This is a genomic window from Chelativorans alearensis (assembly GCF_010993735.1).
GTDB lineage: Bacteria > Pseudomonadota > Alphaproteobacteria > Rhizobiales > Rhizobiaceae > Chelativorans > Chelativorans alearense.
Genome location: NZ_WQNI01000001.1, coordinates 385,619 through 399,540, shown reverse-complemented (window position 1 = coordinate 399,540; position 13,922 = coordinate 385,619). Strand labels below are relative to the sequence as shown.

Below are 13,922 nucleotides of genomic sequence, written 5' to 3'. Positions count from 1 at the left end.
GGAAGCGCATCTGGCCCATCATGCGGGCATGAACGGAACATCGCCCGCGAAAGGCGCGCTGACCAGCCTCGAATCGGCTCTCACCGCACTGCTGGACGGGCTGGCGCCCGTCGCTCCGATCCATTTGCCGCTCTCAGAGGCTGTTCGCTGCATCGCAGCGGAGATGGAGCCGCTGCGCGAGGCGCTGCCGCCGCGCAGCCTCGCCGTCATGGACGGCTGGGCCTTTCGCGCGCTCGATCTCGCCGGAGCGTCCGCCTATTCGCCGGTCCCCCTCAGGGCGTCGCCTGTCTGGGTCGAAGCGGGCGATGCGATGCCCGAAGGGTGCGACTGCGTTCTGGAGGCCGATCTGGTGGATTGCAGCGGCCCTGTGCCGCAAGCTTTCGCCGAGGCCATTCCCGGAAAGGGCATCCGCCGCGCCGGTGAAGACATGGCTGCCGGATCTCCCGCCACGCAGCCGGGCCGCCGGATATCGGCGCTGGATCTCCTGGTCTTGCGCAGCGCCGGGCTCGACAAGGTCGCGGTGCGGGTCCCCCGTCTACGCGTGATAGACGTCGCCGCCACAAACGGCGACAGGCTGACGGCCCGATTTGTCGATGAAAGCGCGAGGGCTGCGGGTGCAGGGCTCACAGAGGTCGAGACCGTCAGCCGGGACGCCAAATCGATTGCCGCCACGTTGGATGGAGGACCGTGCGACCTCGTCCTCCTCGTTGGCGGCACCGGCGCGGGCCGCACAGATGCGACCGCTGAAGCGCTTGCCGCGCGTGGCGCGTTGATCGCCCATGACATCGCGCTTCAGCCCGGTCAAACGGCGGCGGTCGGCCGGGTCGGTGACGTGCCGATCGTCGCCCTGCCCGGCGCCCCCGATCAGGCCTTCGCGGCTTTTCTCGCTCTGGTTCAGCCGGCGCTCGACCGCCTCGCCGGCCGGGCGGCGCGGCGCGGCATGGTTCTGCCGCTGGCGCGCAAGATTTCGTCGGCGGTTGGCATTGCCGAAGTGGCTCTGGTGAAGCAGGAAAAGGGCGAGTGGATGCCGATTGCCACCGGCGGCTTTTCACTGGATCACATGCGGTTGGCCGACGCATGGCTCCTCGTCCCCGGCGACAGCGAAGGGCATGCCGCCGGAACGCAAGTCGAGGCGTTTCCGCTTCGCGATTTGACATGAGCCTGCCGTAATGACCGATACGCCCAATTTCTCCAATGCCTCTGGCCAGGACCAGTTCCTCACGATCCTGTCGCGGGAGGAGGCGCTTGCCCGCTTCGAGGCAGCGCTGTTTCCGCGCGCGGTCGGTGTGGAGAAGCGGCCATTGGCCGAAGCGCTTGGCCTGGCACTTGCCGAAAACGTTGTCGCGCCAATCGACGTGCCGCCGTTCGACCGTGCGAATGTCGACGGTTTCGCCGTGCGCTCGGCGGACATTGCCGCGGCATCGGAGAGACACCCTGTCCAACTCACGCTCAACGGAGAATCCATTGCTTGCGGCGTCACGCCGAAACTGACTGTGAGCACCGGAACCGCGACCTCCATCTCGACGGGCGGCCCGGTGCCGCGCGGCGCGGACGCCATCGTCATGGTCGAGCACACCCATCCTACCGAGGGCGACGCCATCGAGATCTGGCGCAGCGCCTCGCCCGGCCAGTTCGTCTCTTACGCAGGTTCCGACATCGCGCGGGGCGAGGTCGTTCTGCGCGCGGGGACGGTGATCGGCTCCCGAGAGGTCGGCATGTTCGCGGCCTGCGGCATCGCCTCGGTCCCCGTGGCGCGGAAACCGCGCGTTGCCGTCCTGTCGACCGGCGATGAACTCGTTCAACCGGGGGAGGCGCTGCCTTCCGCCGGCATCTACGATACCAACGGCGCCATCGTCACGGCCGCCATTGCCGAAAATGGCGGCCAGGCTGAGTTCCTCGGCAGTCTGCCCGATGACGAGGCACGGCTGGAAGCGGCGATGCGGCAGGCGCTGGCGGAGCATGACATGCTGATCCTGTCCGGCGGCACGTCAAAGGGCGCGGGCGATGTCAGCCACCGCATCGTCGCCCGGCTCGGTGAACCGGGGATCGTTGCGCACGGGGTCGCGCTGAAACCGGGCAAGCCGCTGTGCCTCGCGGTCTGCGGCGGCAAGCCGGTCGTCATCCTTCCGGGATTCCCGACCTCGGCCATGTTCACCTTTCACGACATGGTCGTGCCAGTCCTGCGCCGCATGGCCGGCCTTCCGCCGCGAACCGACACGCAGGTGACCGCGCGTATCCCGCTCCGCATCGCCTCCGAGCTTGGCCGCACCGAGTTCGTCATGGTGTCGCTGGTCAAGGGGCAGGAGGGTCTCGTGGCCTATCCGACCGGCAAGGGCTCGGGCGCCATAACCTCCTTCGCCCAGGCCGACGGCTTCATCCGCATCGAGGCCTTGGCCGATCACATGCCACCCGGCAGCGAGGCCGAGGTGACGCTGTTCACGCCACAGGTGCGGGTGCCGGACCTGGTCATCATCGGCAGCCACTGCACCGGCCTCGACCGCGTGGTGGCGCCTCTTGCGCGAGGCGGATCTTCCGTGCGTGTGCTTTCCGTCGGCAGCCTCGGCGGGCTGGCCGCCGCGCGCCGCGGCGAATGCGATCTGGCTCCCATCCATCTCCTGGACGAGAAGACTGGGCGCTACAACGAGCCCTTCCTGGAGCCTGGTCTGGAACTCGTGCCGGGCTGGCGGCGCATGCAGGGCATCGTCTATCGCCCCGGCGACGCGCGGTTCGAGGCGCTGGAAGCGCAGGATGCCCTGCGCGCAGCCCTTGCCGACCCGACCTGCCTCATGGTCAATCGCAACCAGGGCGCGGGAACGCGCATCCTGATCGATTCTCTCCTCGGTTCGGCCCGGCCGGACGGCTACTGGAACCAGCCGCGCTCGCACAATGCGGTCTCCGCGGCGGTGGCGCAGAAGCGTGCGGACTGGGGCGTCACCATCGCTCCAGTTGCCCATGCAGCGGGGCTCGGGTTCATTCCACTGGCGGAAGAGCACTATGATTTCGCGCTGGTGGCGGCAAGAAGGGACCGGCCCGCCGTGAAGGCCTTTCTCACCGCGCTGCAGTCGGACGAATGCCGGGAGGCATTGGAACAGGCGGGGTTCCGCCGGGCCTGACCATCACGCCTCCATAAGCTGGGCGAGGCGTTCGGCCTCGGCAAGATCGTCCAGCGTATTGGCGTTGAAGAACGGGTCCACCGGGTCCACCGGCCAGGAGACGGTCGCGAGCCGGTGGTTGGCGGTCCAGCGGTCGATCTTGCGCATTCCATTCATGAGCGCCTGGCGCAAATCCTCCCGCAGACCGACGCTCCAAAGGCCGATCACCGGGTGCGTGCGGCCCGCCGATGCCGCGACGCAAAGCTGCGCGTCCTCCGCCCTCCGCGCCGTGTGGAAGCGCTCGACAAGGTCGCTCGGCAGGAATGGACAGTCGCCGGCAACGCTGACGACCCATTGCGCTTCCGGCCGGTTCCCGGCTGCCCAGTCGAGCGCGGCAAGCACGCCGGCGAGCGGGCCCGGATAGTCCTCCACCGTATCGGCGATCACCGGCAGGCCGAAGCGCGCGAAGCGGGCGGGGTCGCCATTGGCGTTCAGCAGAAGCCCGTCGCATTGCGGCGCCAGCCGGCTGATGACGTGATCGAGGATGGCGCGCCCGCCGATCGTACGCATCGGCTTGTCGCCGCCGCCCATGCGCCGCGCCAGGCCGCCCGCAAGGATAACGCCTATCGTGGCCGGGCGCTCAATCGTCATTTCTGCTGCCCTTGCGTTGAATACGCGCCGGTTCCTCCTCGACGGCGGCCAGATCCTCGTCGAAGACGATCCGCTCCTCGCCCGACAGGACCACGAACCTCTTGCCGCGCGCCCGGCCGACCAGCGTCAAACCGGCCTGCCTTGCCAGGTCCACACCCCAGGCGGTGAAACCGGAGCGCGAGGCGAGGATCGGGATACCCATCCGCACCGTCTTGATCGTCATTTCGGATGTCAGCCGGCCGGTCGTATAGAGGATCTTATCGCCCGCCTCGACGCCGTTCTGGTACATCCAGCCGGCGATCTTGTCGACGGCGTTATGGCGCCCGACATCCTCCATGTAGCAGATCGGCGTCCCTTCCTTGCAAAGCACGCAGCCATGGATGGCCCCCGCCGCCAGATAGAGCGAGGGCGTGGTGTTGATGGCGCGGGTCAACTGGTAAAGCCAGGAGGTGCGCAATTCCGCCGCAGGCAGAGTGATGGTTTCGAGCGCCTCCATGAGATCGCCGAAAGCGGTGCCTTGCGCGCAGCCCGAGGTTAGCGTCTTCTTCTTCAGTTTCTGCTCGAAGTTCGTCCCGTTCTCGGTGCGCACGACCACAACTTGAAGGTCGTCGTCATAGTCGATCCCGGTCACGGCATCGTCGGGCTTGAGCATGTTCTGGTTGAGCAGATAGCCGACCGCCAGATACTCGGGATAGTCGTTGATCGTCATCATGGTGACGATTTCCTGCGAATTCAGATAGAGGGTCAACGCGCGCTCGACCGGAACGCTCACGTCCACCGGGTTTCCCGTGTGGTCGATGCCGCTGACACGTTCCGTCAGCCGCGGGTTCTCCGGGTCAGGCATGATTACGCTGACGCGGCTCTTGATGTCATGCATGATGCTCTCGCAAAATTGCCATTCGTCGCCGCAGCAACCGGGACATGATCCCAAATTCGCATGAAAACGCTCGCGCGTCTGCATTTCGTTCTATTATAGTAGGGCGCGAACACGCGTCGATCGGGTGAAACGGTAGATCAGGATGGCGCAACTTTCTGACGACTGTTTTGCGTTCGGCGGCCCGTTGAGGTCCATCGACGAAACCGTCGCCCTCATCACCTCGCGTCTGACCGCCGTGGAGGGGACCGAGACCGTCTCGCTCGGCTCTGCCGATGGGCGCATCCTCGCCGCAGATGTCATAGCCCCGCTCCCATTGCCCCCCTTCACCAATTCCGCGGTGGACGGCTATGCGCTGTCCGGTGCGGACCTGCCGGAAACCGGCGAACAGGCTTATCCCATCGTGGGCCGGATAGAAGCCGGTATGTCGCCGGGCCTGCCCATCCCGGAGGGCCGCGCCGTGCGCATCTTCACCGGTGCGCCAATGGCCGAAGGGACCGATACCGTCTTCATGCAGGAAGATGTCCGCCTGGACGACGCCGACAGGGTGATCCTTCCGCCCGGCCTCAAGCGGGGGGCGAATGTGCGCCCGGCAGGCGAGGATATCGCTGCCGGAAAGACTGTCTTGAAAGCCGGCCATCGCATGCGCCCGCAGGATGTCGCCCTCGCCGCCGCATTGGGCCTGACCGAAGTCACCGTCCGCCGGCGGATCCGTGTTGCGGTCTTTTCGACGGGAAACGAGATCGTTGCGCCGGGCCGGCCGCGCAGCCCGGCGCAGCTTTTCGATTCCAATCGCTTCATGCTGATTGCCATGCTTGGGCGCCTCGGCTGCCAAATCACCGATCTCGGCATCCTCCGCGATGACCCCGATGCGATCTCCGACAGCCTGCGGACGGCGGCCATGGCGCATGACCTGATCCTGACCTCCGGCGGGGTCTCCACCGGCGAGGCCGACTACGTCAGGAAAAGCGTGGAGAGCGTCGGCTCGCTGGTTTTCTGGCGCGTCGCCATCAAGCCCGGCCGCCCGGTTGCGATGGGCGTGATCCGTGGAGCGGCGTTTATCGGGCTGCCGGGAAACCCGGTGGCAAGCTTCGTCACCTTCGCCCACATCGCGCGTCCCGCCATTCTCGCGCTTGCCGGAGCGGATCTGCCGCCGCAGCTTTCAGCACCCGTGCGCGCCGCCTTCTCCTACCGGAAGAAGAAAGGCCGACGCGAGTATGTCCGGGCCAGCCTGCGCAAGGCCGAAGACGGTTCATACGAAGTGGTGAAGTTCCCGCGTGAAGGTGCGGGTCTTCTGTCGTCGCTGGTGGAAACGGATGGGCTTGTCGAACTTGGCGAGGAAAGCATCGGGGTCGAGCCGGGCCAAACCGTCAATTTCCTTGGCTATTCAAGCCTTATCTAGTCGATTTCTGGGCCGGCAGCCTCGATTGACGAAGCGCGCGCGCCTCGTCATCCTGACGCGCATGACCACGATCCAGCTGGACTTGACGGGATTGAAGTGTCCCTTACCTGCGTTAAAAACGCGCAGGGCGCTGGGCAGGATCGAGCCGGGAGATCGGCTCGAGGTCCACTGCACGGATCCGCTCGCCGCCATCGATATCCCTAATCTCATTAGCGAAACGGGTGATCGCATTGAGAACATCGCGCGCGACGGAGACAAGATAACCTTCCTGATCGAAAGGCGAGCGGACCCATAGGACTGTTCCGCAACGACTTCCGGTTCTGCTAATTATTTCAGGCAGTATACGGTTCGTACGCGCGAGGAAGACCGAACCGGTTCGCAGTGGTGAGGGAGGAAGGTGTTTGCACGATAGTGGGAGTTCTGATGTGCCTGCCGATTTGACGGGAAGCAATGCGTCCCGCAACGGACGGGCAATGGGCGCTAAAGATCGGCGTGGCCGCGACCGTGGACCCAAGGGACGCGCGCTCGACGATGCGGCGTTGCACGACATCCAGGTACTTCTTGGAAGCCGCCCCCGCCGCCGCGACCTGCTGATCGAGTTCCTGCACCTGATCCAGGATCGATACGGATGCCTGTCCGCCCCGCATCTGCGGGCGCTGGCCGAGGAAATGCGTCTGTCGCAGGCCGAGGTGTACGAGGTCGCCTCGTTCTACGATCACTTCGATATCGTCAAGGAAGGCGAGGCGCAGCCCGCGCCTCTGACGATCCGCGTCTGCGATTCCATAAGTTGCATGCTGGCGGGAGCCGAGGGGCTGCTGGACGAACTCTCCGCAACCGTCGACCCCCAGGCCATCCGCGTGGTGCGTGCGCCCTGCATGGGCCGTTGCGCTGCCGCGCCCGCCGCTCGCATCGGCGACCGTGAAGTCGATCACGCCGATAGCCGTGCCCTTATCGATCTGGCGCGTTCGGGGAACGTCGACGTCGCGGTTCCCGACTATATCGGGCTCAAGGCCTACACCGCTTCCGGCGGCTACCAGCTTCTGGGCAAGGTGAGGGCAGGGAAGACCCGCACCGACGACATCATCGAGACGATGCAGAATGCCGGCCTTCGCGGCCTCGGCGGCGCCGGGTTCCCGGCCGGCAGGAAATGGAGCATCGTGCGCTCTTTTCCCGGCCCGCGGCTGATGTCGATCAACGGCGACGAGGGCGAGCCCGGCACTTTCAAGGATCGCATCTATCTGGAACGAGACCCGCACCGCACTTTGGAGGGCGCCTTGATCGCCGCCCACGCGGTCGAGGCCGAACGCATCTATTTCTACATGCGGGACGAATATCCCGCGGTCCTCCAGATCCTGCGCACCGAAATCGCCGCCCTTGAGGAAGCCGGCCTCATCACGCCCGGTTTCGTCGAGCTGCGCCGCGGCGCCGGCGCCTATATCTGCGGCGAGGAAAGCGCGATGCTGGAGAGCATCGAGGGCAAGCGCGGCCTGCCGCGCCATCGCCCGCCCTATATCGCCGAGGTCGGCCTGTTCGGCCGCCCGACGCTCAACCACAATGTCGAGACGCTGTGGTGGATCCGCGACATCGTCGAGAAGGGAGCGGAGTGGTTTGCTGAACAGGGCAGGCCGGGCCATCCGGGTGTCCGTTCCTGGTCGGTTTCGGGCCGGGTACGGGAGCCGGGCATGAAGCTGGCGCCGGCCGGCATCACCGTCCGCGAGCTGATCGATGAGTATTGCGGCGGAATGGCCGAGGGCCACGCGTTCAAGGCCTATCTGCCGGGCGGCGCATCCGGCGGCGTCCTGCCCGCGTCGATGGGCGACATTCCGCTCGATTTCGGCGGCGAGCTCGCCGAGCAAGGCGCCTTCGTCGGCTCGCACGCGGTCGTCGTCTTCTCGCAGGCGGACAACATCAAGGACGTGACGCTCAACCTCTTGAAGTTCTTCAAGCACGAAAGCTGCGGCCAGTGCACGCCCTGCCGCGAGGGCACCGAGAAGATGGTCACCCTGCTCAAGAAGCACGACACGCCCGACGAGGCTGCCATCCGCGACCTCGAAATGGTGATGCGCGATGCCTCCATCTGCGGCTTGGGCCAGGCTGCGCCCAATCCCGTCAACCACCTTCTGACTCATTTCCGGGACGATCTTTGAGATGACCAGCAAGATCACCTTCACGCTCGACGGAAAGCCGGTCACCGCCGCCGAAGGCGAGACCATCTGGGACGTGGCCAAGCGCGCCGGCACGCGCATTCCGCATCTGTGTCATGTCGACCTTCCGGGCTACCGGCCGGACGGCAACTGCCGCGCCTGCATGGTCGATATCGAGGGCGAGCGCGTGCTCGCCGCCTCCTGTATCCGCAAGCCGACCGAAGGCATGGTCGTGCACACCGACACCGAGCGTGCTGAGAAATCGCGCGCCATGGTGTTCGAGCTTCTGGCCAGCAACATGCGCCCCGCCGAGGAAGGTCCGGACAACCAGTCCGCCTTCTGGCAATGGGCCTCATCTATGGGCATTTCCGGAAGCGATCGCTTCGATTCCAAATTCGGAGCCGACGATGTCGCCCCGGAGTTCGACATCACCAACCCGGCGATCGCCGTCAATCTCGATGCCTGCATCGCCTGCGGCGCCTGCGTGCGCGCCTGCCGCGAAGTGCAGGTCAACGATGTGATCGGCATGGCCGGCCGCGGCGATCATTCCGTGCCGGTCTTCGACATCCATGACCCGATGGGCCTTTCCACCTGCGTTACCTGCGGCGAATGCGTTCAGGCCTGCCCCACCGGCGCGCTCTACGAAAAGTCGCTGATGGACAAGGCGGGCAAGACCCGCGCCGTTCAGTCCTTCGACAAGGTGGTGGACACGCTCTGCCCGTTCTGCGGCGTCGGTTGCCAGACAAAGGTGGCGGTGAAGGACAACAGAATTGTCCAGGTGGACGGTCGCAACGGCTACGCCAACGAAAATCGCCTTTGCGTCAAGGGCCGCTTCGGCTTCGACTACGTCATGTCGCCCGAGCGCCTCACAAAGCCGCTCATCCGCCGCGACGATGCGCCGAAATCCGCCGACATCGACGTGCGCGGTGCCGATCCGCTCACCGTTTTCCGCGAGGCCACCTGGGAAGAAGCGCTCGCCCGCGCCGCCGGCGGTTTGACCTCGCTCTTGAAGACCCATGGCGGCAAGGCGCTGGCCGGTTTTGGCTCGGCCAAGGGCTCAAACGAGGAGGCCTACCTGTTCCAGAAGTTGGTGCGGCAGGGTTTCGGCACCAACAATGTCGACCACTGCACCCGGCTTTGCCACGCATCCTCGGTGGCCGCTCTCATGGAGGGCGTCGGATCCGGTGCCGTTTCGGCGCCTTTCAACGATGCGCTCAAGGCGGACTGCATCATCGTCATCGGCGCGCGCCCGACCGTCAACCATCCGGTGGCGGCAACCTATTTCAAGCAGGCGGCCAAGCAGGGCAAGAAGCTGATCGTCATCGATCCGCGCCGCCAGGACCTGATGCGCCATGCCAGCCACGCAATTCAGTTCAAGCCCGGAACGGATGTCGCTCTTCTGAATGCTCTGATCCATACGATCATCGAGGAGAAGCTCTACGACGAGCAGTATATCCAGGCCAATGTCTCGGGCTTCGAGGCACTGAAGGACAAGGTGAAGGATTTCTCGCCCGAGGCGATGGCGGAGGTCTGCGGCATCGACGCCGCCACGCTCCGCGATGTCGCGCGAACCTATGCCAAGTCCGAACGCTCGATCATCTTCTGGGGTATGGGCATCTCCCAGCATACGCACGGGACCGACAATTCCCGCTGCCTGATCGCGCTTGCGCTGATCACCGGCCATGTCGGTAGGCCCGGCACCGGGCTCCACCCCCTGCGTGGCCAGAACAACGTCCAGGGCGCCTCCGACGCCGGCCTTATCCCGATGTATTTCCCCGACTACAAGTCGGTCGAGAATATCGACATCCGCGGCCAGTACGAGAATTTCTGGGGCCAGACGCTGGATCCCAAACGCGGTCTCACCGTGGTGGAGATCGTCGACGCCATCCACGAAGGCGAGATCAAGGGCATGTATATCATGGGCGAGAACCCGGCCATGTCGGACCCCGACCAGACCCATGCCCGCCAGGCACTGGCCATGCTCGAGCATCTGGTGGTGCAGGATATCTTCCTGACCGAGACCGCTTGGTATGCCGATGTGGTGCTGCCCGCTTCCGCCCACGCCGAGAAGATCGGCACCTATACCAATACAAACCGTCAGGTGCAGATCGGCCGACCCGTGCTCGATCCGCCCGGCGAGGCCAGGCAGGACTGGGAATTGATCGTCGAACTGGCCAGGCGCATCGGGCTCGACTGGAAGTACGAGCACGTGTCGGACGTCTACACCGAGATGGCGAGCGTCATGCCCTCCCTCCGCAACATCTCCTGGGAGCGCGTGGAGCGGGAGGGGTCGGTCATCTATCCGGCCGACGCCGAGGACAAACCCGGCAACGAGATCATCTTCACCGATGGCTTTCCGACGTCTGACGGCCGCGGCCGCATCACGCCGGCCGACCTGCTGCCGCCGGCCGAGGTGCCCGACGAGCAGTATCCGCTCATCCTCACCACGGGCCGTCTTCTTGAGCATTGGCACACCGGTGCGATGACGCGTCGCGCCGGCGTCCTGGACGCGCTGGAGCCTTACGGTATAGCCGCGATGAACCCGCGCGAAATTGCCAGGCAAGGCCTGACGCAGGGCGAGGTTATCGAGGTGCAAACCCGGCGGGGAACGGTCGAGGCGATCCTGCGCGCCGACCGGGAAGTAGCCGATGGCATGGTATTCATGCCTTTCTGCTTCAACGAAAGCCCGGCCAACGAGCTGACCAACCCCATGCTAGACCCCTACGGCAAGATTCCGGAGTTCAAATACTGTGCCGCTCGCGTGGCGTCGCTGTAATATCGCGGCGCGCTCGCATTAATCAACCACGCTTCCCGATGTCCCAGAACAGCCCCGTCATGAGCTCCAGCGCCTCCTTCGTCATCGTAAGAAGGGCATGCTCGTTCGGCGCGTGCTGGGAACAGCCGGGATAGGAGTGGGGAACCCAGACCGTGGGAAGGCCCAGAATCTCGGCGAAGGTGTCGTTGGGCAGCGAGCCGGCGAGGTTGGGCAGCACCGCCGGCTTCTTACCGGTGGTTGCCGCTATGGACTCCTTCACCCGCGCCACCCACGGGTGGTCCGGATCGAGGCGCGTGGCGCGGAAGAAGCCGCGGTCGGCGGGGATGATCTCGACCTCTGAAAAGCCGTGCCTGTCGAGATGGCGGCGCAGTGCCGGCAGGATGTCGTCCGGGTTCGTGCCCACGACATAGCGAAGCTGGCAATGGGCGTTGGCTTTCGCCGATATGGCGTTGACCGGCGCTTCCGGCACGCCGCTCGTCTGGGCAAGGACGGCAAAGCTGTTCCAGCCGAACACCCGCTCGGAGGGCGTGAGGGCCTCTTCGCCCCAGTCCAGGTCGATCGTCGGGCCTTCATAGCCGCCGACGGGGCAGTCCGCGAGCGCCTCGCGGACCGCCGGCGTCAGGCTGTCCGGCCGCCATTCCGGCACCTTGATCTGCCCGAGCCGGTCGACGATCGTCGCAATCGCATGCGCGAGCACGATCGCCGGATCCTTGAGGAGACCGCCCCAATTGCCCGAGTGATGCGCCCCCTCGCGCAAGTTCACGCGCAGGTCGAAATTGACGCCGCCGCGTGAGCCCATGAAGAGCGTCGGCCGCTCGGGGTGGAGGCGTGGGCCGTCCGAGGCGATGAGCACGTCGGCGGCGAAAAGGGCCTTGTTCCGCCGGAACAGTTCGGCAAGGCCGGGCGAGCCGCATTCCTCGCCCATCTCGATGACGATCTTGCAGTTGAAGCCGAGCTGGCCGCGCTCCGCGAGAACGGCGCGAAGCGCGGCGATGTTGATGCAGTGCTGGCCCTTGTTGTCGGCGGTGCCACGCCCATAGACGCGATCGCCCTCGAGAACGAGCTTGAACGGATGAAGCCCTTCCCGCCACTGCGCCGTCTGGGCGCGGATGACGTCGCCATGGCCGTAGACGAGCACCGTCTCGTAGGAGGGGTCCTCGATGCGTTCGGCGAAGAGGAACGGCACACCCGCCGCGACCGGATTGTCCATGATGCGATGGGTGAAGCCCAGCGCTTCGATTTTGGGAGCCATTTCCTCCGTGAGGTAGCGCAGCAGCTCCGGCCGCTGCTCCGGCGCCTGGCTTTCGGTCTCGTAGGCGACCATGCGCCCCAGCTCCTCGACAAAGCCGCCCGAAGCCAGATAGTCGTCGATGCGCGCGATCGCGCTTTCCCGTGTGGTCATGTCAGGCGTCCTCTTTCTCGGCCACGGCGTCGCCCCATGGCGACATGATCTCGGTGCAGCCCATGTTCGTTCCGTTCTCCCGCACCACGCCCGCCGGACAGGCGAAGGCGTAGGGGAAGACCGTGCGCTTGGCGGTGACGGTCGGGTGAACTTCTTCGAGCGCCCGGACGATCTCCTGCGAAAGCGCTTCGTCGGCGACGATCGTGCTGCCGCCGCTGTTGTCGATGCGCGGATGATGGAAGGCGTCTTCCAGCGACATACCGAAGTCCATCATGAAGGACGTGAGGTTGAGCACGGCCGGCAGGATCTTGCGCCCGCCGGAGGCGCCGATGGCGAAGCGGCGGCCGTCCTTCTCGCCAATCGTCGGGCAGACATTCATCAGGCAGCCCTTGTCGGGCGCCAGCGAGTTCGGCTTGCCGGGCTCCGGGTCGAACCACATGATGCCGTTGTTCATCAGAAGCCCGGTCGAGGGCGAGACGACACGCGAGCCGAAGATGGAAAGCAGCGTCTGCGTCACCGCGCACATATTGCCGTTGCGGTCGACAACGCTGAAATGCGTGGTGCAGGACGGCGCGTGCGGGGCGTCGAGGTCGCCCATCTCGGCGAGCCTGCGGCGGTAGGTCATGCCGAGCGCGCGGCCTATCGCGGCGAAGCTTTCCCCGTCGGGGGAGGCGCCTGGCGTGAACGCCTCCTCCATCATGGCGAGGCACTCGGCAAGGTTCGCCCCCGCCGTCAGGCCTTCGGAAGCATGGACGATGCCGCCGCGATAGGGCACGTCGATGGCCGGCGTCAGGCGGGCGCGATAAGCGGCAAGGTCTTCGTGGGCAAGACACCCGCCCTTTGCCCGAATGTCGGCGGCAAGGCTCGCTGCGATGTCGCCTTCATAAAAGTCGCGGGCGCCGGCTTCGGCGAGGCGTGCCAGGGTATCGGCCATGCGGGACTGGTCCAGCCGCCGCTCGGAAAGGGCCGTCCAGCCGGCGATGATCGGCCATTGCCCCTCGTCGAGGAAGATGGCCGCCGCGTCCGCGTCCTTCGCCAGCTCCCGCGCCGTGGAGGCGATCAGGAGGGAGGCATACCAGTCGACCAGCATCCCCTCTTTCGCAAGACCGACAGCCGGCCCGAGAAGCTCCCGCCATTCCAACGTGCCGTATTGCCGGTGCGCAAGCTCCATGCCGGCCACGGTGCCGGGCACGGCGATCGCTGTTGCGCCCTGGACGTTGCGGTCGTCCTTGACCGCCGGCCAGGGAAAGAGATCGGACGACTTTCCGTAGCCCGCCAGGGGATAGTCCGCCGGGTCGAGACCCTTCGGCGAGCGCATGCCGAACTGGATGGTGTAAGCCTTCTGCTCGTCTTCACGCCAGATGACCATGGCTCCGCCGCCGACGGGGCCGCTCATCCACGGCTCGACCACGCCGATGGCGAAGGAGGTGGCGACCGCCGCGTCGACCGCATCGCCGCCCGCTTCGAGTACGGCAGCGCCCGTCTCGGCGGCGCGCCGGTGCTGGGCTGCCACGACACCGGCCCTGGTCGCGGCAACGTGTTTGCGTACGGATTGCGAACGCGAGAAATTGCTCATCTTCC

10 protein-coding genes are annotated in these 13,922 nt (G+C 65.8%); 6 read left to right on the top strand and 4 right to left on the bottom strand.

Annotation, left to right across the window (positions count from 1 at the left end; all coding sequences use genetic code 11):
* Positions 1-28 precede the first annotated feature (28 nt).
* Positions 29-1,159: a molybdopterin-binding protein gene (locus tag GPJ75_RS01770; RefSeq protein ID WP_163264471.1), complete on the top strand. Its 1,131-nt coding sequence runs from the start codon at positions 29-31 to the stop codon at positions 1,157-1,159.
* Positions 1,160-1,169: 10 nt separating this feature from the next.
* Complete coding sequence (locus GPJ75_RS01765) at positions 1,170-3,113, top strand: molybdopterin biosynthesis protein (RefSeq protein ID WP_163264469.1); 1,944 nt, start codon at positions 1,170-1,172, stop codon at positions 3,111-3,113.
* 3 nt (positions 3,114-3,116) lie between these two features.
* On the opposite strand, the gene mobA is transcribed toward GPJ75_RS01765, so the two are convergent.
* Entirely contained in the window at positions 3,117-3,743 is a 627-nt protein-coding gene (gene mobA / locus GPJ75_RS01760) for a molybdenum cofactor guanylyltransferase MobA (RefSeq protein ID WP_163264467.1), read from the bottom strand.
* Positions 3,733-4,620, bottom strand: a complete 888-nt coding sequence (gene fdhD / locus GPJ75_RS01755; RefSeq protein ID WP_163264465.1) for a formate dehydrogenase accessory sulfurtransferase FdhD — start codon at positions 4,618-4,620, stop codon at positions 3,733-3,735. The genes mobA and fdhD overlap by 11 nt, the downstream gene beginning before the upstream one ends.
* 142 nt (positions 4,621-4,762) lie before the next feature.
* Between fdhD and GPJ75_RS01750 the strand changes: the two genes are divergently transcribed.
* From GPJ75_RS01750 to fdhF, 4 genes are all read left to right on the top strand, one after another.
* A complete protein-coding gene (locus GPJ75_RS01750) occupies positions 4,763-6,019 on the top strand; it encodes a molybdopterin molybdotransferase MoeA (protein ID WP_163264463.1) in 1,257 nt (418 codons plus the stop codon).
* Positions 6,020-6,080: 61 nt separating this feature from the next.
* The gene (locus GPJ75_RS01745; protein WP_163264882.1) at positions 6,081-6,314 is read left to right on the top strand and encodes a sulfurtransferase TusA family protein; all 234 of its coding nucleotides are present in this window, start codon (positions 6,081-6,083) and stop codon (positions 6,312-6,314) included.
* Positions 6,315-6,492: 178 nt separating this feature from the next.
* Entirely contained in the window at positions 6,493-8,166 is a 1,674-nt protein-coding gene (locus tag GPJ75_RS01740) for an NADH-ubiquinone oxidoreductase-F iron-sulfur binding region domain-containing protein (RefSeq protein WP_163264461.1), read from the top strand.
* A 1-nt stretch (position 8,167) separates the two neighbouring features.
* Positions 8,168-10,939, top strand: a complete 2,772-nt coding sequence (fdhF, locus tag GPJ75_RS01735) for a formate dehydrogenase subunit alpha (RefSeq protein ID WP_163264459.1) — start codon at positions 8,168-8,170, stop codon at positions 10,937-10,939.
* A 22-nt stretch (positions 10,940-10,961) separates the two neighbouring features.
* Here the strand turns inward: fdhF and GPJ75_RS01730 are convergent, their stop codons facing one another.
* Together GPJ75_RS01730 and GPJ75_RS01725 are read right to left on the bottom strand one after the other, a co-directional pair.
* Positions 10,962-12,341, bottom strand: a complete 1,380-nt coding sequence (locus tag GPJ75_RS01730) for a M20 family metallopeptidase (protein WP_163264457.1) — start codon at positions 12,339-12,341, stop codon at positions 10,962-10,964.
* Position 12,342: 1 nt separating this feature from the next.
* Positions 12,343-13,917 carry a gamma-glutamyltransferase family protein gene (locus GPJ75_RS01725; RefSeq protein WP_163264455.1) on the bottom strand — a complete coding sequence of 525 codons (1,575 nt, stop codon included), beginning with the start codon at positions 13,915-13,917 and terminating at the stop codon, positions 12,343-12,345.
* Between the last annotated feature and the right edge of the window lie 5 nt (positions 13,918-13,922).

Bases quoted from the DNA above. Each gene is read 5' to 3' on its own strand.
- GPJ75_RS01730 (WP_163264457.1), bottom strand. From the start codon at position 12,341: ATGACCACACGGGAAAGCGCGATCGCGCGCATCGACGACTATCTGGCT.
- fdhD (WP_163264465.1), bottom strand. From the start codon at position 4,620: ATGCATGACATCAAGAGCCGCGTCAGCGTAATCATGCCTGACCCGGAG.
- GPJ75_RS01745 (WP_163264882.1), top strand. From the start codon at position 6,081: ATGACCACGATCCAGCTGGACTTGACGGGATTGAAGTGTCCCTTACCT.
- GPJ75_RS01725 (WP_163264455.1), bottom strand. From the start codon at position 13,917: ATGAGCAATTTCTCGCGTTCGCAATCCGTACGCAAACACGTTGCCGCG.
- GPJ75_RS01750 (WP_163264463.1), top strand. From the start codon at position 4,763: ATGGCGCAACTTTCTGACGACTGTTTTGCGTTCGGCGGCCCGTTGAGG.
- GPJ75_RS01770 (WP_163264471.1), top strand. From the start codon at position 29: ATGAACGGAACATCGCCCGCGAAAGGCGCGCTGACCAGCCTCGAATCG.
- GPJ75_RS01765 (WP_163264469.1), top strand. From the start codon at position 1,170: ATGACCGATACGCCCAATTTCTCCAATGCCTCTGGCCAGGACCAGTTC.
- mobA (WP_163264467.1), bottom strand. From the start codon at position 3,743: ATGACGATTGAGCGCCCGGCCACGATAGGCGTTATCCTTGCGGGCGGC.
- GPJ75_RS01740 (WP_163264461.1), top strand. From the start codon at position 6,493: ATGGGCGCTAAAGATCGGCGTGGCCGCGACCGTGGACCCAAGGGACGC.
- fdhF (WP_163264459.1), top strand. From the start codon at position 8,168: ATGACCAGCAAGATCACCTTCACGCTCGACGGAAAGCCGGTCACCGCC.